Source organism: Flagellimonas aequoris (genome assembly GCF_003584165.1).
In the GTDB taxonomy this organism is placed as follows: Bacteria; Bacteroidota; Bacteroidia; order Flavobacteriales; family Flavobacteriaceae; genus Flagellimonas; species Flagellimonas aequoris.
Genome location: NZ_QXFJ01000007.1, coordinates 24,991 through 45,032 on the forward strand (window position 1 = coordinate 24,991; position 20,042 = coordinate 45,032).

A 20,042-nucleotide genomic window follows, 5' to 3' on the forward strand; every position below is an offset into this window, starting at 1 on the left:
AACAGGCAATACCCTTTCTCCTTTCTGGTTCTTACTTTCCTGTTTATTGAATTCCCCTTTTTTTCCTCTAGTCTCCGCTTTCTCCTTTCCCGTGACATATTATACTGTGCTTTACTAAAATCAACGCACCAATGCTATCCCCTAAGGTCATAAAACCATTCTTCTGCACGTTTGATTCCCTCCGTAATGGCCTTCTCACGAGAATACCCATTCTCCTTTACCAATTCTTGTGCAATTTTGAGGGCCTTCTTCCGAACTGACGGCTGTAGGCCATCAAGTTTTGTTTTGAAATCTTCAAATGTCCAGTCCATATTGTATACTTTTTTTAGAGCTTTCGCCCTTCCATCTCTGCTTTTACAATGCCGCGTTCAAGGGCTTCCTCCTTGGAGCATTGGTTTGTCGTATAGTATTCTTCAGCATACTTTACGGCCAATTTGTGGATGTTTTCATCCAGCATATTGAGCCTCATCGAGCAATCTTTAAAAAGTTCGTCTTTCATCTATCAAAAAAGTTTCAACACGTAAAAAACCATGACCAATAAATAAACTATATATGCCGCATCAAATACAAAAATCTGCCAACGAGAGAAACCGTGCAGTTCCTTGCTTTGGTGCACAAATAGTGTGTAAAGCAGCGGCATAAGCCCGACAAAGGCCATGTTGACCCAGAACAGTTCAAAGTCCTCAATGGGGGTGGTTACCAAAGCCAGCGGAAAAAATGCCACCGTCATCGTTACGGCATTGTCTGCAATAACACTGGTGGTGCCCGCTGTCACCTCGCCCCCTTTTACCACGCTCCAGGTCTTGAATATTTCCGGTGCCGTGGTCATTATGCCCGTGATGAAAAGGCCTCCCACGATTTCAGAAATATTTAGGGCAGAAACAATATTTTCGGTCGCCTTCACTATGAAAAAAGCGCCAACTGCTATCGCAAAGGCCCCGGCAATCGATAACCAGACCTGTTTTTTGTTCCATTCTACTTTTTTGCCCTTTTCCTTGCCTTTTATGATTGCGTGGGTCAAGAACGCAGCATAGGCCGCCAGCATAATCCACCCGTCCACATGTTGCAGGCCACGCCAGGGCTTTGGCAGAGTTAAAATGGCCACAAGGGCGATAATGCCCAGATAAGGAAGGGACAGTACGGAAACCGAACGTTTGTTCAACGCCAGAATGTTTTTATCAAGATGTTCTTGATGTTCCTTGTTGTTCTTGAATTGTTTCCTGGAAGCAAAATAAGCTATGGTCACCATCAAGGGAATGGAAATAATATTGGAACCCAATAAGTTGCCCAGGCCAATATCGGAAACGTCCCGTGCCGCACTGGTTACATTGATGGCAACTTCAGGACTGGCCGTTACAAGGGCAAGAAAAGCGGCTCCAGCGGATGCGGTAAGCCCCCATTGCTTGCGGAGCAACTTTAAAGGAGTCAACAATCGGTCCGCACCCCAGTGTGCTGCCCAGGCCGCTAGGCCCAAAACGAGTACCCATAGCCAACTGTTCATAATTCTGTCATTTTAACATTTCTCTCTTTGCTAGGTTCGATATGGATGTGCACGTCAAGTATCTCGGAATATGACCTGAACAATCTCTCCTTTACTTTGTGTGCAATATCATGGCCCTCGGTCACAGTTAATTCCCCATCGATCCAAATATGCATATCGATATGAAAGGCCGTTCCCATCTTTCGGGAATGGCAGCGCTCTACCCTTACCACTTCAGGAACGGCTTCGGCCAGTCGGATAACCTCATTTCGAAATTCGGGCTCAACAGCTTCGTCCAGCAACTCCCTTACCGATGACCTAGCTATTTTATAGGCATTGAACAGAATAATGCCCGCTGCAATGAGTGCCGCGAAATCATCCGCTATCTCAAACCCTTCGCCACCGATCAATGCTATGGAAATCCCTATAAAAGCGGCTATCGACGTAATGGCATCACTCCTATGGTGAAATGCATCGGCCTTGACGGCCGAACTATTGATTTCATTACCTGTTTTCATGACATAGCGATACAACGCCTCTTTCGTGAGGACAACAAATACCAGTATGAAGAGTGTGAAGGGTGCAGGAGTTTTGTGGGGTACCAGAATATGGTTGATGCTGTCCCTTATGATTATACCGCCTGCAATGGTTAAGGCTATGGCAATACCCACCGCCACCAGGGCCTCTATCTTACCGTGTCCGTAGGGATGGTTTTCATCCGGCGGCCTTGACGACCATCTCAACCCGGCCCATAATAGTGCGGATGTCAGCACATCCGCCCCGGATTCGATCGCATCGGCAATAAGGGCATAAGAATGCCCGAACACCCCGCCCAAACCTTTGATCAATGCCAATAATGCACTGATTAAAATACCTACAAGGGTAGTTTTGAGTCCTCTTCGGGATATGCCATTTGGATTCCTTTCCAAAATCTTTCTTTTACTATTTCTTTTCTTCCCAATACGTTATTTGGACAATTTTAAAATTCTAATGGCCCCTCGCATCACAAAGGCGAACACAATACCGCCTATGACCAAATCGGGCCATTTACTGTCCAAAAAATAAACCAGCACCCCTGCCAGGATTACCCCACCGTTCACAATAATGTCGTTTGAGGTAAAGATGGCACTTGCCTGCATATGCGCCTCCTTGCTTTTGGCTTTGTTTATGAGCCATAGGGAAACGAGGTTGCCGATAAGGGCGAAAATGGAAACAATGATCATCCATTGGAACAAAGGGGTTTCGCTACTACTCAAAAACCTTCTCACGACTTCCGAAAATCCCAGCAGGGCCAACGCCATCTGAAAATAGCCACTGAATTTCGCCACTTTCTTTTTTCTGGAAATAGCGCCGCCTACGGCAAAAAGGCTCAATGCATATACAATGGAATCAGCCAACATATCTAACGAATCGGCAATAAGACCCATCGAGGAAGAAATCCAACCCGTGGTCATTTCGATAACGAAAAAACCAAAATTGATGTACAAGACCCACCAGAGTATCTTCTTTTGTTTGGTCTCGTCTTCGGCAATAGGTTTTTCTGCCTTTTCTGTTCCTAAGAGTTTTTCTCCCAGCTTTAATGCACCCAATTCCACGTTTATTTCTTGGGCATTCCCCTGATGGTACACATCCAACTTTCTATTTGGAATGTCAAAGTCCAGATATTTGATTTGAGGATTTGACTCCAGTTTCATCCTTATCATCTGTTCTTCTGAAGGGCAATCCATTTTACTTACCTTAAAAGTGGTTTTGTTTATGGTGGACATTTAAATAATCTGTATTAAATTCTAAGTTTGGTGTTTTAAATGTTTACTTATTATGGGATTCCATATATTTTTCCAAAATCGATTTTAAGCTCTCCAAATAATCGACGAACGAATTATAAGTCGGTTTTGCTTCATCATCTACGGGAATAGTTATGGGATTCTCATCTAAATAGCGATAGAGTTCGGGATATTCTTGTTCTATCCTTACTGTCAATTCGTTGATTTCTTGGGTTAGCTTTTGAATTTTCTTCATCTTAGTTTCTTAATAATTTTATATATGCAACGCCCTGTCTTCGGTAGCAGCCAAGCAGACTTCCTTAAAGGTTTATGAAAATGTAGGGTGTCCGTGGGACATCCGTGCAATATCCTCTGCCGCTGCCCTGAATTCCATTATCGCCAAAACACAAACCAATAATTGTTATATCATATTTTTCTATAGTTGTATTTTTTTGGTTAAATAAGGTGGAAGAACCTTGAACTTGACTCTTAGGCGCAAGGATTCAAAGTTCTGGAACTCCCACTTATTATTTTCCATTACATTTCACGCATATCCCTTTTAATACCAAGTTGACATCGTTTATTTTATAATCATCTGGTAAACTTTCTTCCGGTATTTTATTTGGCAAACAGATTGTTTTCTTACATTCGGTACAATGAAAGTGCAGATGTAAATCTGTACCGTAATCACCTTTGGTGTTTTCAACAGAAATTGCAAATTTTGCTACGCCCGTACCATCATTAATCTGATGAATTAGTCCTTTATCCTCAAAAATCTTGAGGTTGCGATAAAAGGTCGTTCTGTTTGCTGTCTTATTGGTTTCGCTCTTTTCAGCAAAGACCTTTTTTAAATCGGAAAAGGACACGGCACTTTGCTTCCTTCTCAGATACCTGTATATCTTGGACCTCATTTGAGTAGGGCGAATACCGTAATTTGACAATATTTTTTCCGTTTTGTTCATTTTTAACCTTGATTCAAAGGCAATCTCCTTTATTGAATTTATTTTTTGTAGGCGAGCAAACGCAATGCATTAACCACCACTACCAACGTAGAGCCCTCGTGAATGGCGACGGCTATCCCTATACTTGCCCAACTCATAATTGTCGCAGGAATTAAAAGGGCAACAACCCCCAAGCTAACCCATAAGTTTTGCTTGATTATCGCCTTCGCTTTTCTGCTCAACCCGATGGCAAAAGGCAAGGTTTCCAGTTTGTCTGCCATTAGTGCTATATCTGCGGTTTCTAAAGCTACGTCGCTGCCCGCTGCTCCCATTGCAATACCAACAGTACTGTTTGCCATAGCAGGGGCATCATTGACCCCATCACCTATCATTGCCAGTTTATTTTCCTGTTCCGCAAGTTTTTTGATGGCCTCCACTTTTTCTTCGGGAAGCAGACTTCCGCGAGCTTCGGTCAACCCAATTTCCTCGGCTACGGCATCTGCCACTTTCTGGTTGTCGCCGGTAAGCATTATCATTTTCTTGATGCCTATTTCCTTTAGTTGGGCAAGGGTTTCCTTGGCTTTTTCCCGTGGGGTGTCCATCAGCCCCAGCATCCCTATAAATTCATTGCCCCTTTTTATTAGCATCGTGGTCTTTCCTTCCCCTTCAAGCGCTCTTACCTTTTCTGATACATCGTCGGGTACGCCCTTATCAATGTCCTCGAAGAGTTCCAGGTTACCAATGTAAATGGAATTCCCTTGATAGTTTGCCTTTATGCCCTTGCCCTGTACGGCCTCCAAATCATCGGCATCCGGAATCTTGGTGTCCTTCCCGAGCTGTTCCATTCCGTCCCGTACAACTGCCTTTGCCAGGGGATGGTCGCTTAGTTCCTCAACCGCGATCGCGATTTCCAACAGTTCCTTTTTATCTATGCTGCCAAAGCTTTCGACGTCTGTCAGCTTTGGTTTTCCTTCGGTAAGCGTTCCTGTCTTGTCAAAGGCCAATGCGGTAAGCACTCCTAAATCTTCCAATGGACGACCACCCTTTATCAAAACGCCGCCACGTGCAGCTCGTGCCACGCCACTCAATACAGCAGATGGCGTAGAAATGGCGAGCGCGCACGGACTTGCTGCCACAAGTACAGCCAACGAACGATACAGACTTTCGCTCCACGGTTCATCGATGACCAAAAAAGCAAAATTCAGTGCAACGACCAGTATAATGACCGCTGGCACATAGTACCGCTCAAACTTGTCGGTCAACAACTGGGTGGGCGATTTCTGGTCCTGGGCCTCTTGAACCATAGTGACCAAGCGGTTGAGGGTAGAATCTTTTGCCTCTTTGATTACCTTTATTTCAAGGGTATTGTTACCATTGATGGTTCCTGAAAATACACGGTTCTCATTGGGAATATTGCTTTTTGAGGTATACTCTTTGTCCGGATTTTCTATTGGTGTTTTGTCCACCGGAACGCTTTCCCCGGTAATGGGTGCCTGGTCAACACTACTGTTACCTTTTACAATTACACCATCGGCGGATATCTTGCTGTTGGGGCGCACCACGATGATGTCGCCCACCTGTAGTTCTTCAATACCCACTTCAATGGTATCGTCATCTTTCTTTAATAGTGCGGTTTTAGGCGCAAGGTCTGTTAACGCTGCAATGGACTTTTTTGCCTTGCCCATTGCGTAGTTTTCCAGTGCGTGACCCAGACTGAAAAGGAACAGCAGCAAGGCACCTTCTGCCCATTCGCCCAAATAGGCGGCTCCTGCAGCTGCGACCAGCATCAGGAAATCGATTTCAAATTCGCCTTTGGACACTTTGGTAATGGCCTCCTTTAGGGTAAAATAACCTCCAAAAAAGTAGGCCGCAATATAGAGTCCAAAAGGGATGTTAGCTGAAACCCCGGTAAATTTCTCCAATAGGAAACCCGTAATTAGTGTGACCCCGCTTAAAATAGCAAAATAGAGTTCGGTGTTTTTGCCGAAGATGCCGCCGTGGTCGTGATTGTGGCCATCGTCTTTGCTATGTTTTTCCTTGTCTTTCATATTATTAATGGTTTTGTTATTGTTAATTCAGGTTTAATCCGCTTTTGGGCTTGTATTTTGTTAAAGGTTAACACTTTTGCTATTTCCAATTCATTTTTTGCAAACGTATTGCATTGAGAATGGCAACGAACGAAACACCTACATCGGCAAACACAGCCTCCCACAGCGTAGCCAAACCGATGGCACCCAAAATGAGAAAAATCCCTTTTACCCCAAAAGCAAGACCAATATTTTGCCATACGATACGGCGTGTTGAGCGTCCAATTTGGATTCCTCGGGCCATCCTGCTCGGCTGGTCGGTCTGGATGATAACGTCTGCGGTCTCTATGGCCACATCGCTGCCCAAACCACCCATTGCAATACCCACATCACTGCCTGCAAGCACGGGTGCATCGTTGATGCCGTCGCCCATAAATGCTACCGTGGATTCAGGTTGTTCCTTGAGCTTTTCGACCTCGTTGAGCTTATCTTCGGGTAGCAAGCCGCCTTTGGCCCAATCAATATTCAGTTCCTTGGCAACTTGTTGGGTTATGGAATCCTTGTCTCCTGAGAGCATTATGATTTTAGCTATTCCGGCCTCCCGAATCTGTTGAATGGTGTGATGCGCGTCTTCCTTAAGTTCATCGGCAATGGTCACATAGCCTGCGAATTTTCCATCGATGGCGACCATCACTATAGATTCGACTATCACATCGGTTTCAGGGGGAACATCAACACTATTGGAAGTCATCAATGCTTTGTTGCCGACCAAGACCTGCTTATGGTTGACTGTGCCCTTTAATCCCTTACCGGCAACTTCAGAAACTTCGGATGCCTTAAAATCAGTACCGTCCGCCTTGTATTCCAGAATTGCCTTTGCAATGGGGTGAGTAGATTGTTCTTCCATCGCCATCAGGTATTTCATAAATTCCACTTCCGCAAAAGCGGATGTATTTATCACTTCCTTAATCTTAAAGACCCCTTTGGTAACGGTTCCGGTTTTGTCCATCACCACAGTATTCACTTTGGTCATTGCATCGAGAAAGGATGCGCCTTTGAACAGGATTCCGTTGCGCGATGCCGCACCCAGACCGCCGAAATAGCCCAGTGGAATGGAAATGACCAAGGCACAAGGGCAGGAAATCACCAAGAAAATTAAAGCTCGGTATAGCCAATCCCTAAACACATATTCATCGACAAAAAAGTATGGTAACAAAGTGAGTCCGATAGCAAGGAAAACCACGATGGGCGTATAAATCCGTGCAAACTTCCTAATAAATAATTCGGTCTTCGATTTCCGGGCCGTGGCATTCTGTACCATCTCCAGAATACGGGCGATGGAACTGTCCTTGAATTTCTTGGTGGTTTCTACTTCGATGACACCGTCGAGATTGATGCTTCCCGCAAAGACTTTTTCGTTCTGTGTTATGGTGTCGGGTTTGCTTTCGCCAGTAATGGCAGCTGTATTGAGCGATGCTTTGTTTGATAGCAGTTTGCCATCCAATGGGATTTTTTCGCCCACCCGTACCTGTATCTTCTCGCCAATATTGACCGTTTCGGGATTGACGGAAACGAAGTCCCCATTACGATAGACCAATGCCTCGTCCGGTCGTGCATCCAGAAGTGCCCTAATGTTTCCTTTGGCACGGTTTACGGCAGCATTTTGGAACAGTTCGCCCACGGCATAGAACAACATCACGGCAACGCCCTCTGGATATTCGCCTATGGCAAATGCTCCCAAGGTTGCGATGGACATCAGGAAAAATTCTGTAAAGAAATCGCCATTTTTAATACTTTCCCATCCCTCCTTGATGACTGGAAAGCCAACAGGGATGTAAGCCACCGTGTACCACACAATCCTGACCCATCCCTTAAAGAAAGGAAAGGCATCGAAATAGTCAATGGCAATACCAACTATGAGCATCACAAAGCTGAAAATTGCCGGTAAATAGGTTTTGAGCTTTTTTTCGCTTGCTGAAATTACAGTGGACTGTTTCCCTTTTAGCTCCCGTAGCTGTAGTTTTTTCTTTTTCATCCTTTTGTTGAGACCCAGGTCATTGCCTGCTCTTTATTTTTAATATCAAAAAATTTAACTTCAGACTTTATGAAAAAATCAGTTGCCTTCGCGGCCCATTCCTGCCATTTTTTATTGCCCACAAAGGCCATCTTGCCATAATCTCCCAAGTGAGCCGAATCAATCTTTAGGTCTTCCCAAAAGCCTTTAAGGGTATAGCCTTCAAAATCTTCCATTACAAAATAGAAATCCACTTTATGGCCTTTTTCTATGATGTTGTGGATAAGCGGATGCATCTTTTCCATATCCTTTTCCGTAAGTTTCCCGCTGATTTTAGCGGCAATAAGATGTTCTTGTTCCAAGTTTATTATCTGTAACATATTTGTATATCTTTATATTCATCTATTTAAAATATTAGTGCGTTGTATGTGCAAATGATACGCTCTACACGTCACACTAATTTTCTGATTACAATTACACTTTGTTTATTCATTGTTACCCCTTGTTTCTTTCTTTACCGTACTTTGTTTTAAAAAATGGAAAATGATGCGAAACCAGCAATAGTATAATCAATAGTGTACTGGTTATCCCAATTAAGTACATCCCATATCCTATCGCAATGCCAACACCAGCACTGGCCCATATAGTAGCGGCCGTTGTTAACCCTGATATGGTATTTTTTGAACTGTCCCTAAAAATGATACCCGCTCCCAAAAAACCAATTCCAGAAACAATATTGGCGACAATCCTGGTTTGGTCTGCCATCTCAGTATGTGTATTGATGATAGTTAAAAGTGCAGCTCCCAAACAAACGGAAGCATAGGTTCTTATACCTGCATCGTGACCGTGAATTTCACGGTCAAGCCCAATCAAGATGCCCAGTAACAAGGCAACCAATAATCTGGGAATCAGCGTTATTTCAGTTTGTAAATCCATATTATAGAATGTAAAACATTTCAGGTTTCTTTTTCTGTGGGATGTCCTCATCACCTATCATCTCCTTTAGATTAATTTCTATAGTTTGGGCCAAATCGGTCATTGGTGTGTCCATTGGGTTGTTTTCAAAAGGATCCTGCATTAAAATTGATGTTTTCTCAATGGCTATAAAGATGATAGGGATAGCGACGGTAAGCCCAATTTCCACAGAGAGGTAATTATCGGACAAACCAAACGGAAGCATTGTGGCAAATACATAAATGATGAGGTGGATCAACAGGCTATGTGCCTTGGGGAATACCGTGTTTTTAATCCTTTCGCATTTGCCCATTGAATCGCAAAGACGCGCAATAGTACTGTCAATTTGTACCTGTTGGAATTTATTGATCACCTTATCGTTGCGGGCTTCTGATAAGGCTTCAGAATGTTTTAATAGAATAGCATTAGGAACATTTTGGTCATTAATGTCCTGAATTTTTAAATAGCCAGCTACCTTAGGGGAAAAGTCCACTTTCCTTAAAGACTCACCCAGTGCATAGCACCACATAATTTGTCGTAAAACTATTTCTTTAATCCTAAATTCATACTGACTATCCTGCCGGTCATAAAAGGTTATGCCCTGTCGTACCAAAGTACGAGAGTCGTTGACAATGGCGCCCCAAATAATACGGGCTTCCCACCAGCGTTCATAGGCTTGATTGGTCCTGAAACCTAACAGTAGTGCCACAGCAGTCCCGAAAACCCCTGTAACGGCTATAGGTATCGAAATTTTACTTAGAAAACCGAATTGGTCTAAAATACCCATAGTTATGGCATAAAACACAATAAATAAAATGTCATATTTAATATATTTAAGAAAGGACCAGATGGATATCCGTTTATTTAAGAGCATTTTTTATTTGTTAAATTACTGGTTGTCCAATTTTAAAACCATTTGTGCAAACTGCACTTCTATGGTATCATCTATACCTTTTATGATGGAATCCAAGCCTGTATCAGCCACCAAAACCTGTCCTCTGGCACTTATCAAACACGACATACTTACGCCTTGTTCAATATGTGTAATGGTTGCTTTAAATTGTGATTTAAAGGCTTTTCCTTGATAAGTAACATCTATCAGCCAATTAAAGTCGATAGGGTCGTGCCGTTTTGACAAAAAATCAACAGAAGGCACCGTACCGGTAAACCGAAGCATTAAGGGGTCTTCCTCCCCTGCCAGCATAGCTTTGATTTCAGGGTTGTTGGTCGATAGCGTTTTAAGGTCGAGTACCCCACTGACCACTTTGGAATCATAGTCGAGATATAAGGCCAGTTTGTGGCTTTCTGCCTTAAAGGGTACACTATCGACCCTTGCCATCATCTCAACGTGGCCTTCTTCGGTCCTGTAAATTTTTTGGGCGTTCGCATTGAGAATACCAAAAAATAGAATTATCAATATATAGTACTTCATCGGTTGTTATTTATTGATGCGTTCAGTACCGCAATTAGGACAAAATTTTGCTTCGACTGGCACACTCTCGTTACAATTGCTGCAGTTGGACTTGCCTAAAGGTGAACCGCACTTTTTACAAAAGGCTGCATTTTCATCATTTTTCTCACCACAGGCTGTGCAACGAATCATAACCTTTGCATCTGAACTATCTTCCCTATAGCCATAACCGCGTTTATTGTGATGCCCACGGGAATGATGGCCTCCGTTTTGAAAGCCTCGAAATAAATGTTTTAAAAATCCCATATCAATATATCTTTTAGTTTATTCTTTTATTAACCAGCCAATACCTGTCATCAGTCACTTTCAATCCATATTTTGGCTTCCTGTTTTTGGTCTGAACCAAAATATTTGATTTCGGCATTGCAAAATGGTTTCATAAATTGGGTGGCCCACTTTCGCCACTTTTTTTCGCCGACCAATGCTATTTTTTCATACTCCTTTTCGTGGTCAACATCTTTAGAGAAATCTTTCCATAGCCCATCTATATGCCAGCCTTGAAAATCGTTCATCTCAAAATACCACCGAACCTTTAATCCTTTTTCAAGAATACTATGGATAAGCGGATGTATTTTTTCAAAGTCGTACTGGTTGAGTTTACCGCTAGCCTTTGTGGTAACCACATTTTCGCTCTTTATGTCTGTAATCTGTAACATCTTTTAAAATTAATATTATTATTAGTGCATTGTAAGTGCAAATATCCATTGGCTTTACACTTGCTTTTCTTAATTATAAAGCGCCTTCTTTTTTCCTAAGTGCAAGATGGCTTCGGGCAAATCGAGTTCGCGCGTTCCGTTGCCGGTTCTAATATAAAACCGTGACCTCCCGTCTTGACTTAGATAGACCGGTGTTTTGGCCGGGTCTATTTCTATGTAGCACACATCATTTTCTCCATATCTGTAAAAAGATACATTTACAGCCGTACATAAATGGGTGCCCAATTTTAGAGATATCAACTGCATCAGGTATTGTTCAAAACCATCTCTATCTGGTTTTTTCAAGGTTTCAAAATCCTGGTTTAGACCGAGGATGTTGCCGTTATCGTCTACTCCTATAAGCAAATTACCACCGTTGGTGTTCATAAAACCCGCTATGGTCTTGATAATTACAAATTCCAACTGTTTATTCACTTTGGATTGACGTAAATCCCATCGCAGACTTGATTTGAACTCCACCAAATCATTCTCGCCTTTTTTAATGAGTTCCAGCAGGGTTTGCCCATCCATCCGTTTCCTGTTCAGTTGAAAAATCTTTTTTCTGAAAAAGACCATCAAGGCAAGGCTGCTTCCCAATATTCCGAACAACAGGTTTTTAAGGACTTGGTCAACATCGGTAAAACCCCATACGGTTTCAAAAGCCTCGCCAAGATAGCTTGGCCAGTGACCGGAATCGCCCGACCGGTCAAAGAGAAAAAGGGATAGGCCCAAGGGTTGCAGTATAAAGACCCCAAAGGCAAAGCCTGCCAAAAGCCATATCCCTATTTTTCTTCTTTGCATAGATAACGGTGTTATGGTCGTTCGGTCAAAAGCAAAACACTGTTATTTTTTGTCCTTTAACAGGAACGTCTTGCGTTTCTCAAACTCCTCTTCGTCGATTTCGCCGCGGGCGTACCGCTCCCTCAGGGCTTCCATTGCCCTGTCCTTTCTGTTTTTCTGTCCCGGTGTGGGGTAGGGAATCAGGAATATCCAGAAGATGAGGATTATCCATAACCCCCACCATATCCAGTGCATTCCCCCAAAATACCAATCGTCCATCATAATTTTCTAGATTTAAAGATTCATGTTTCAGTTACTATTGCTATTGCTTGTTTGTTCGAGCCAGTTGTTGGCCATGTTTCCATCTTCAGGTCCGAAATATTTTATGTGGGCTTCACTAAACGGCAATAGCGATTCGGTAAACCGTTCTTGCCATGTTTTTTCGCCCACCAAGGCTATTTTCTTAAGCCGTGCTTCTTCGGGAAAGGAAATATCCAACCTCTCACCGCTGCTTTTCTTCACTCCTTTTTTGGGAGGCTCCATTTCCATATACCAAGCGGCCCGTTCATTGCTTTTCAAATGTTCATTCAGGGCCTTGACCAAGGTCGCCCCATCATCGGCATCCAGCTCTTGATCTGCGATGGTATATAAGATTTGGTCTTTTTTATAGATTGCTATCATCGTCGTATTCTTTTGATGTTATTGTCCTTAAAGGTTACTCCAAATTGCCATTGCATTTATTGCATACTCCCGTTACGACCAGGTTGATATCCTCCGCCATATATCCTTGGGGCAGGTTTACCTGCGGGATTTTACGGTCGGTCAAACAAACGGTCTCGTTGCACCGGGTGCAATGAAAATGCAGGTGCAGGTCGTTGCCCACCTCACATTCACAGTCTTCCTCACAGAGCGCATATTTCATAATGCCCGTACCGTCCTCTATTTGATGTACGATGCCTTTTTCCTCAAATGTTTTCATCGTCCGGAAAAGGGTACTCCTTTCCGACTTCTCGAAGAAACTCTCCAATTCGCCCAAACTGATGGCCACCTCGTTTTCCAGTAACTTTTTATAGGTCAACAGACGCATCGGGGTGGGTCGTATTCCCTTGCTCTCCAATTTTTTGACGATTTTTTCCATGTGCGATGGGTCAGAGGTCGTACCGTTTTAAGGATTCCCCCGTTTTGATCTGGAAGGCATCCTCAATATCCGATAAATAGATGATACCGTCCCCTGGGTCGGGCGTTTTACCGTTTTCCGTAATAATATCGATTGCCGATTGTGCTTCTTCATTTTGACATACCAGCTCCACTTTTACCACCGGACTATCGGTTACGTGAAAATCCAATGAGGGCTTCGCGCCTTTTGCTTTGAATGCTCCAGTACCCTCCGCCTGTGAAAGCGTCATACTTTTAAAACCTTTATCGCTAAGGGCTTCGATGACCCTTTGTATCCTGTTCGGTTTAACAAATGCTTTTATTTCTTTCATTTTTAAAATGTTTAAATTTTTAATCGATTTTGAACCGAGCCTGTTCTTTAATTTTTAACTAACTAAATTAAGTCGATAAACAAACTCGGAATCAAAATCCTTGATTTTTAGAGAATTAATGTCCGTGCTCCAATTCGCCTTTCACCATTTCTGAAGAAAGAGTATAGGCCCCATTTGTTACTATTTTGATATTTTCGGGTGTTCCTGCAGGCAGGTTAACTTCTACAAACCCCAGATCGTTGACCCCCGTGCTCACGGGGATGCGTTTATATTTCATTTTATTTTCAACAGGTTCTTCATCCTCATCCATGATGAAGATATAAGACTGTTCACCTTCCTGGACAATAGCTTCCTCGGGAACAGCAAAGCCTGATTTTTCTCCTTGTACAATTCTTCCCTCCACATACATTCCGGGCAAAAGGTCCTTGTCTTTATTCTCGATATCTGCCAATACCTCTATGGCCTTCGGATCGCTCTCAAACGTCTGCCCTATGGAACGCACGGTGGCCTTTAACAATTCATTAGGTTTTGAGGCTGTTGAAAAATAAATCTGTTGTCCCTCCTTGACCTGCTTGATGTCCTTTTCATATACTTTGAAATTGACATAGATTTTCGAATTATCGCTTATCGAGAACATTTTGGATTGTGGGGCCACATAATCGCCCAGGCTTACCATTACTTCGCCCACATAGCCACTAATGGGCGTAATAATGGGGATGGCAGAATAGATCTCCCCTTCGGCCACTTTGGAAGGGTCCAGTCCCAACAAGCGTAGTTTGGACTTTAGGCCGTTTACACTGGAAGTGGTGGAACGAAATTTGGATTGCGCCATTTGGAATTCCTTGCCAGAGGAAACCCCTTTGTCATAGAGGGTCTTTTTGCGCTCAAAATCCTGCTTTAAAAATACCAGTTCGTCATTCTTTTCCTGGTATTCCTGTTGCATGGCGATGATATCCGGGTGTTCTATATAGGCCAACACCTGTCCCTTGCGCACAATGTTGCCCGGTACTACCTTGATCGAGCTAACATTTCCACCAATAAAGGGACTAATGTTTGCCCTGTCCTGTGGGAAGAGTTCGAGTGTTCCTGTTACCTTAATGTTGTTCCCTAAATTACGTTCCTCCAGAGGTTTCGTTTCCAGACCGATGGTTTCGGCCTGTTGTTTTGTAAGTTCAACAACACCTTCTTCCCCTTCTTCCCCTTCGTGGCCACCTTCTTCTTCGTCGTGACCCTCTTCTCCGTGCGCATCTTCTCCAGGTGCTTCGGTTTTTGATACGCCTTCCGTTTCGTTATGCCCAAGCTCGGATTTTGGGGCATCGTTACAGCTCAGAAACATAAGTGTCAATAATACGGTACTAACTAATAGTATATTCTTCATTTTTCTTTCTTTTTAAGATTATAGATTGCCCAATTGATATTGTATCTCAATGGCCTGTTGGTTATATTGGTTGATGAAATCCAAATGGTTTATTTTGATGTTGATGGCACTGTTGAGGATGGTGATATAGCTAATGTAGTCTATCTCACCTTCCTTGTTTGCCAGTTCGGCAGTGGTCAACTGTTCCTCTGCCAGTGGCAGTGCCGCTTCTTCATAGTACCTCAACGACTTCAACGTTTTGTCCTGGGCTTTGTACAGTTGGGAGACCAGGCTCTCGGTGGTCGCCTTTTGTGTCAAATACTGGTTTTCGGCCACCATGGCATCTGCCTTGGCCGCCCTTACCCTATTTTTTTGCGGAAGGAACCACAAAGGGATGCTGATGCCCGCCTGATAGGCATTGAACCCCGTAACATCATTATACTTGAGATTGTCATAGCTCAGGCTGAACTTTGGCAGGAACTGGGATTTTTCGACCTTTACGTTCGCTTTGCCCACTGCTGCGTTCTGAAGGTCGAACTGCAGCAACGGGTTATTGCTTATATCCAAAGTGTCTACAACCGATATTGGGTTTATGATCCCATAAGGCCCATCCATCGTATCAATGGAACCATCGATTCCCAGATATTGCTTCAATGCCCTTTTGGCGATCTCGATATCATCATAGGACTGTTGCTTTAATACCTGTATTTGTTGGTACTCCGAGGTAGCCGAAATATAGGCGAGTTTTCCGGTCTCACCGCTATCGTACCTCAATTTGGCCGCACTTTCAAAATCGGCATAGATGCTGTCCAGCCTTTCGGCGAGTTTCAGGCGGGCCTTATTGTAGGCAATCTCGTAATAGGCCTGCATCACATCCCGTAACAGCTGCTGCTCACTAAGGTCATAGAATTTCTCGCCCAGCTTGGTGCGTTCCTTATAGAACCTGGATTTTGAAAACCCGGAGAGCAGGTCAATGTTGCCCTGTTGTACCCCGAAGGTACGCAGATTTCCCTGATTCAGGCCTTGGTCTTCCCTGCCGGCATATAGAAACGTGCTGCCCAGGTCAAAACTGGTGCCCTTCAAGGCCTGTTCCCTGTCTATGAACGCTTGTCCTTCCTTTAGGGTGGGATAATTTTCCCTTGCCATTACTATAGCTTCATCTAAAGTCAAGGTTTGAGCGATGGGATTGTTTTGGGCCGATAGGTTACCAGATGATAAAAATCCTCCAACCAACAATAAAACTGGAATGATGGCTTGACTTTTTTTGATATAACCCGTATTGTCACCATTATTTCTACGCTCCTTACGGGATTCCAACCAACTATAAAGTACCGGGACTACCACCAATGTTAAAAAGGTTGCCGTAATCAAGCCACCAATAACGACGGTTGCCAATGGTCGCTGCACTTCTGCACCACCGGAAGTAGAAATCGCCATTGGGATAAAGCCCATAATGGCCGCCGTTGCCGTAAGCAATATAGGGCGCAAGCGCTCGTGGGTTGCCTCGTAGATCCTGTCTTTTAAATTTGTCATACCACTTTCTTTTAAATCATTGAATTTGTTGATCAGTACCAATCCGTTCAATACCGCTACCCCAAAGAGCACGATAAACCCAACACCTGCGGAAATACTGAATGGCATTCCCCGTATCCAAAGGGCAAACACGCCACCAATGGCTGCCAGGGGTACTGCCATATAAATCATTACCGACTGTGAGAACGAGCTCAAGGCAAAGTAGAGCAATATGAAAATTAGGAACAGTGCAATAGGCACTACGATCATTAATCGGTCGGTCGCCCTTTGAAGGTTCTCAAAAGAACCGCCATAGGTTATATAATAGCCCGGGGGCAGTTTCAACTGGGCATCGAGCTTTTGCTGAACCTCCTCGACCATGGACTTGACATCCCTGCCCCGAACGTTTACCCCCACATAGATTCGCCGGTAGGTATTGTCCCTGGAAATTTGCATGGGCCCGGGTTTATAGCTGATGTCCGCCAATTCCTTTAGGGGCACTTGGTTACCACTGGGCAGGTCTATGTACAGGTTTTTAAGGTTGTTGATATCCTTTCGATAGGCCTCGGCCAGACGGATGACCACTTCAAAGCGCTTTTCGCCCTCGAATATGACACTTGCCGATTCCCCTGCGAAGGCGGCACTCACATAATCGTTGAGCTTGTCAATGGTAACCCCGTATTGCGCCATCTTTGCCCGGTTATAGACAACGGTCATCTGTGGCAGGCCACTGGTCGCTTCCGCCCGTACATCACCAGCGCCATCTACGGTTTGTATGATTGCCGCCATTTCTTGCGCCTTTTCGGCCAGAACATCCAGGTCCTCACCATAGATCTTGATGGCAACATCTTCCCGGACACCCGTCAACAGTTCATTGAAACGGAGCTCTACGGGTTGGGTAAACACAAAGTTCACACCGGGGATAACCGAAATCTTTTCCTTTATTTTTTCTATGAGTTCTTCCTTGCTCTCCGCACTGGTCCATTTGCTCTTATCCTTTTCAAGGATGATGTAACTATCGGCAATGTCCATGGGCATGGGGTCGGTAGGGATTTCTGCCACCCCGATCCTCGAGATCATGGTCTTCACTTCGGGAAATTCATTTACCAGATTTTGTAGTTTTTTTGAAGCTTCAATGGATTCGGTAAGGCTACTGCCAGGTTTTATCAGGGCCTGCATGGCAATATCGCCTTCATCCAGCTTTGGGATAAACTCCCCGCCCATAGTGCTAAAAATAAATCCTGCGATTGCCAGTAAAGCAACTGCCCCTAAAACAATACCTGCCTTAAAACGCAATGCAAACGAAAGCAATGGCTTATACGCTTTGTTCAACCCTGCCATGATTTTATCACTGAACCTATCGATACTATTTTCAAATTTGGCGAACCAATGGTCCGGGTTTTTTGCAGGTTTCAGGAACAAGGCCGAAACCATAGGTACGTAGGTAAGGCAGAGGATAATCGCCCCAAGTACGGCAAAACCAAAGGTAAATGCCATGGGACGGAACATCTTTCCTTCAACTCCAGTAAGGAAAAGGATCGGTGTAAATACGATAAGGATGATAAGCTGACCGAAAAAGGCAGAGTTCATCATCGTACTTCCAGATTCGTATGCCATTTCATCCATTTCGGCCTGACCTATCGCTGCTTTTGATTTTTTCATCCGTTGATGGATATGCAATACCATACCTTCCACAATGATTACCGCACCATCCACGATGATCCCAAAATCGATGGCACCAAGGGACATTAAATTTGCCCATACGCCGAACTGTTTCATCAGGATAAATGCGAACAGTAATGATAACGGGATTACCGAAGCGGTAATCAATCCGCCACGTAAACTCCCCAAGAGCAGTACAAGCACAAAGATCACAATCAATGAACCTTCAATCAAGTTCTTCTCTACCGTACTTGTGGTCCTGGCTATAAGTTCGGCACGGCTTAAGAACGGTTCAATATAAACGCCCTCGGGAAGCGATTTCTGTATCTCGTCAATTCGTTTTTCTACATTATTGATCACATTACTTGGACTTTCTCCCTTTAACATCAAAATCTGACCTCCCACGGATTCGTGGCCATCTTGGGTAAACGCACCATAACGCACCTGGTTGCCATAGCCCACTTTTTCGGCGATATCCCGTACCAATACGGGAGTTCCGTTTTGGGTGGTAACCACTGTATTTTTCAAATCTTCAAGGCTACGGGCCAACCCCTCGCCACGGATAAAGTTGGCCTGATGGTTTTTTTCAATATAGGCACCGCCCGTGTTGGCGTTGTTTACTTTCAGGGCTTCAAAAACCTGATTCATTGTAATGCCAAAACTTTTTAGTTTATCAGGATTTATGGCAACTTCATATTGTTTCACATAGCCCCCAAAAGCATTGACCTCTACCACTCCAGGGACTAATGCCATTTGGCGTTTGACGATCCAATCCTGAATGGTACGAAGCTCCATGGCATCGTATTTATCTTCGTAACCTTCTTTTACCTTTAGAGTGTATTGGAATATTTCGCCCAGACCCGTAGTAATGGGTGCCATAAAAGGCGTACCAAAACCTTCGGGAATTTCCCCGGCGACTTCGGTCAATTTTTCTTGCACCAATTGCCGGGGAAGATAGGTGCCTGCTTCGTCCTTAAAAACAATGGTAACCACGGACAGCCCAAAACGAGATACCGAACGCAGCTCGATAACGTCAGGAAGGTTGGCCATTGCCAATTCTACAGGATAGGTAACAAATTGTTCAATATCCTCAGTACCTAAATTTGGGGCTACTGTAATAACCTGTACTTGGTTGTTGGTAATATCGGGGACAGAACCCAGATTTATAGTGGCCATAGACCAAATGCCCGTACCTACCAGTGCCACTATGAAGAGCCCAATAATAAACTTGTTATTAATGGAAAATGAAATGATTTTGTTAATCATAGTAAAAGTATTAATTCAGTTTAAACATCGCAATGCAATGAGATACAATGCGTTTATAATGTGATGCTTATTTTGAAAAGCATCACGTAAGGATATAGCTATCCTTAAAAAAACTGAATTATACTTTAGGTGGTTGGAAAAGCGATTCCAAATATCTGGAAGTGAAGTTTACTTTATATAAGTTAAACTGTTCTTTCCCTTCAAACTTTAATAGATTAATTAAAGCCGAATTGTTGTTCGCAATAATTAATACTAAAGGGTGGCAACATTGCTGATGGGAATGGATTGGTGTTTTCTGCTTACCAGAGTCATTATGGTGCCTTTCAGCTTTTGCTACGTTACCAAAGTAATCTTCAACTACATATTCAAGGAAAGAGTCACCATAAACTTTATGGTCTTGGTAATGGATTAGGATGCTTGAAATTTCTTTAATGGGTCCACAAAAGTCCATATCAATACTAATTCCCTGAAAAAAGAATAATAGCGACATTGATATGGAAAAAAGTGTTTTCATAAATTTCAACAAAGGTAAGAATTAATCGATGCACAGGTTGTGCAAAAACTTGAAAGGCTGAAGAATTGGTAGTCTACGCTTTTGCGTCAAAACTTAAGAAATAACCTTTTTACCAATTC

At 43.5% G+C, this 20,042-nt stretch carries 23 protein-coding genes; all 23 read right to left on the minus strand.

Going from position 1 to position 20,042, the window contains the following annotated elements; genetic code table 11:
* Positions 1–134: 134 nt before the first annotated feature.
* The 23 genes from D2U88_RS19445 to D2U88_RS00240 all read right to left on the minus strand — a co-directional run bounded on the left by D2U88_RS19445 (position 135) and on the right by D2U88_RS00240 (position 19,923).
* The gene (locus D2U88_RS19445; protein WP_162987829.1) at positions 135–311 is read right to left on the minus strand and encodes a hypothetical protein; all 177 of its coding nucleotides are present in this window, start codon (positions 309–311) and stop codon (positions 135–137) included.
* A gap of 14 nt (positions 312–325) precedes the next feature.
* On the minus strand, positions 326–499 hold the full coding sequence (locus tag D2U88_RS19450) for a hypothetical protein (protein WP_182859067.1): 174 nt from the start codon (positions 497–499) through the stop codon (positions 326–328).
* Between the two features lie 3 nt (positions 500–502).
* The gene (locus D2U88_RS00140; protein ID WP_119638284.1) at positions 503–1,501 is read right to left on the minus strand and encodes a sodium:calcium antiporter; all 999 of its coding nucleotides are present in this window, start codon (positions 1,499–1,501) and stop codon (positions 503–505) included.
* The gene (locus tag D2U88_RS00145; protein WP_182859068.1) at positions 1,498–2,409 is read right to left on the minus strand and encodes a cation diffusion facilitator family transporter; all 912 of its coding nucleotides are present in this window, start codon (positions 2,407–2,409) and stop codon (positions 1,498–1,500) included. The genes D2U88_RS00140 and D2U88_RS00145 overlap by 4 nt, the downstream gene beginning before the upstream one ends.
* Before the next feature lie 36 nt (positions 2,410–2,445).
* A complete protein-coding gene (locus tag D2U88_RS00150) occupies positions 2,446–3,246 on the minus strand; it encodes a cation efflux transmembrane domain-containing protein (protein ID WP_119638286.1) in 801 nt (266 codons plus the stop codon).
* Positions 3,247–3,289: 43 nt separating this feature from the next.
* Complete coding sequence (locus D2U88_RS00155) at positions 3,290–3,499, minus strand: hypothetical protein (RefSeq protein WP_119638287.1); 210 nt, start codon at positions 3,497–3,499, stop codon at positions 3,290–3,292.
* A 271-nt stretch (positions 3,500–3,770) separates the two neighbouring features.
* On the minus strand, positions 3,771–4,205 hold the full coding sequence (locus D2U88_RS00160; RefSeq protein ID WP_119638288.1) for a Fur family transcriptional regulator: 435 nt from the start codon (positions 4,203–4,205) through the stop codon (positions 3,771–3,773).
* Positions 4,206–4,243: 38 nt separating this feature from the next.
* Positions 4,244–6,232 carry a heavy metal translocating P-type ATPase gene (locus D2U88_RS00165; protein ID WP_119638289.1) on the minus strand — a complete coding sequence of 663 codons (1,989 nt, stop codon included), beginning with the start codon at positions 6,230–6,232 and terminating at the stop codon, positions 4,244–4,246.
* A 79-nt stretch (positions 6,233–6,311) separates the two neighbouring features.
* Entirely contained in the window at positions 6,312–8,246 is a 1,935-nt protein-coding gene (locus D2U88_RS00170) for a heavy metal translocating P-type ATPase (protein ID WP_119638290.1), read from the minus strand.
* A complete protein-coding gene (locus D2U88_RS00175) occupies positions 8,243–8,605 on the minus strand; it encodes a SpoIIAA family protein (RefSeq protein ID WP_119638291.1) in 363 nt (120 codons plus the stop codon). The genes D2U88_RS00170 and D2U88_RS00175 overlap by 4 nt, the downstream gene beginning before the upstream one ends.
* 115 nt (positions 8,606–8,720) lie before the next feature.
* The gene (locus D2U88_RS00180; RefSeq protein WP_119638292.1) at positions 8,721–9,161 is read right to left on the minus strand and encodes an MgtC/SapB family protein; all 441 of its coding nucleotides are present in this window, start codon (positions 9,159–9,161) and stop codon (positions 8,721–8,723) included.
* Between the two features lies 1 nt (position 9,162).
* The gene (locus D2U88_RS00185; RefSeq protein ID WP_119638293.1) at positions 9,163–10,053 is read right to left on the minus strand and encodes a bestrophin family protein; all 891 of its coding nucleotides are present in this window, start codon (positions 10,051–10,053) and stop codon (positions 9,163–9,165) included.
* Between the two features lie 15 nt (positions 10,054–10,068).
* Complete coding sequence (locus tag D2U88_RS00190) at positions 10,069–10,611, minus strand: hypothetical protein (protein WP_094998954.1); 543 nt, start codon at positions 10,609–10,611, stop codon at positions 10,069–10,071.
* 6 nt (positions 10,612–10,617) lie between these two features.
* On the minus strand, positions 10,618–10,896 hold the full coding sequence (locus D2U88_RS00195; protein ID WP_094998955.1) for a zinc-ribbon domain-containing protein: 279 nt from the start codon (positions 10,894–10,896) through the stop codon (positions 10,618–10,620).
* A 50-nt stretch (positions 10,897–10,946) separates the two neighbouring features.
* Positions 10,947–11,306, minus strand: coding sequence for a SpoIIAA family protein (locus D2U88_RS00200; RefSeq protein ID WP_094998956.1), 360 nt, complete (start codon positions 11,304–11,306; stop codon positions 10,947–10,949).
* A gap of 69 nt (positions 11,307–11,375) precedes the next feature.
* Complete coding sequence (locus D2U88_RS00205; RefSeq protein ID WP_099542502.1) at positions 11,376–12,146, minus strand: AlbA family DNA-binding domain-containing protein; 771 nt, start codon at positions 12,144–12,146, stop codon at positions 11,376–11,378.
* Positions 12,147–12,188: 42 nt separating this feature from the next.
* Positions 12,189–12,407 (minus strand): SHOCT domain-containing protein, encoded by a 219-nt coding sequence (locus D2U88_RS00210; protein WP_036383466.1) that lies wholly within the window; start codon positions 12,405–12,407, stop codon positions 12,189–12,191.
* 27 nt (positions 12,408–12,434) lie between these two features.
* Entirely contained in the window at positions 12,435–12,806 is a 372-nt protein-coding gene (locus D2U88_RS00215; RefSeq protein ID WP_099542505.1) for a SpoIIAA family protein, read from the minus strand.
* Positions 12,807–12,840: 34 nt separating this feature from the next.
* Complete coding sequence (locus D2U88_RS00220; protein WP_036383462.1) at positions 12,841–13,263, minus strand: Fur family transcriptional regulator; 423 nt, start codon at positions 13,261–13,263, stop codon at positions 12,841–12,843.
* A gap of 10 nt (positions 13,264–13,273) precedes the next feature.
* Entirely contained in the window at positions 13,274–13,612 is a 339-nt protein-coding gene (locus D2U88_RS00225; RefSeq protein ID WP_036383461.1) for a P-II family nitrogen regulator, read from the minus strand.
* A gap of 115 nt (positions 13,613–13,727) precedes the next feature.
* Positions 13,728–14,990 (minus strand): efflux RND transporter periplasmic adaptor subunit, encoded by a 1,263-nt coding sequence (locus D2U88_RS00230; RefSeq protein ID WP_036383460.1) that lies wholly within the window; start codon positions 14,988–14,990, stop codon positions 13,728–13,730.
* Between the two features lie 18 nt (positions 14,991–15,008).
* Complete coding sequence (locus tag D2U88_RS00235) at positions 15,009–19,409, minus strand: CusA/CzcA family heavy metal efflux RND transporter (protein ID WP_119638294.1); 4,401 nt, start codon at positions 19,407–19,409, stop codon at positions 15,009–15,011.
* Between the two features lie 118 nt (positions 19,410–19,527).
* On the minus strand, positions 19,528–19,923 hold the full coding sequence (locus tag D2U88_RS00240) for a hypothetical protein (RefSeq protein WP_225604828.1): 396 nt from the start codon (positions 19,921–19,923) through the stop codon (positions 19,528–19,530).
* Positions 19,924–20,042 lie beyond the last annotated feature (119 nt).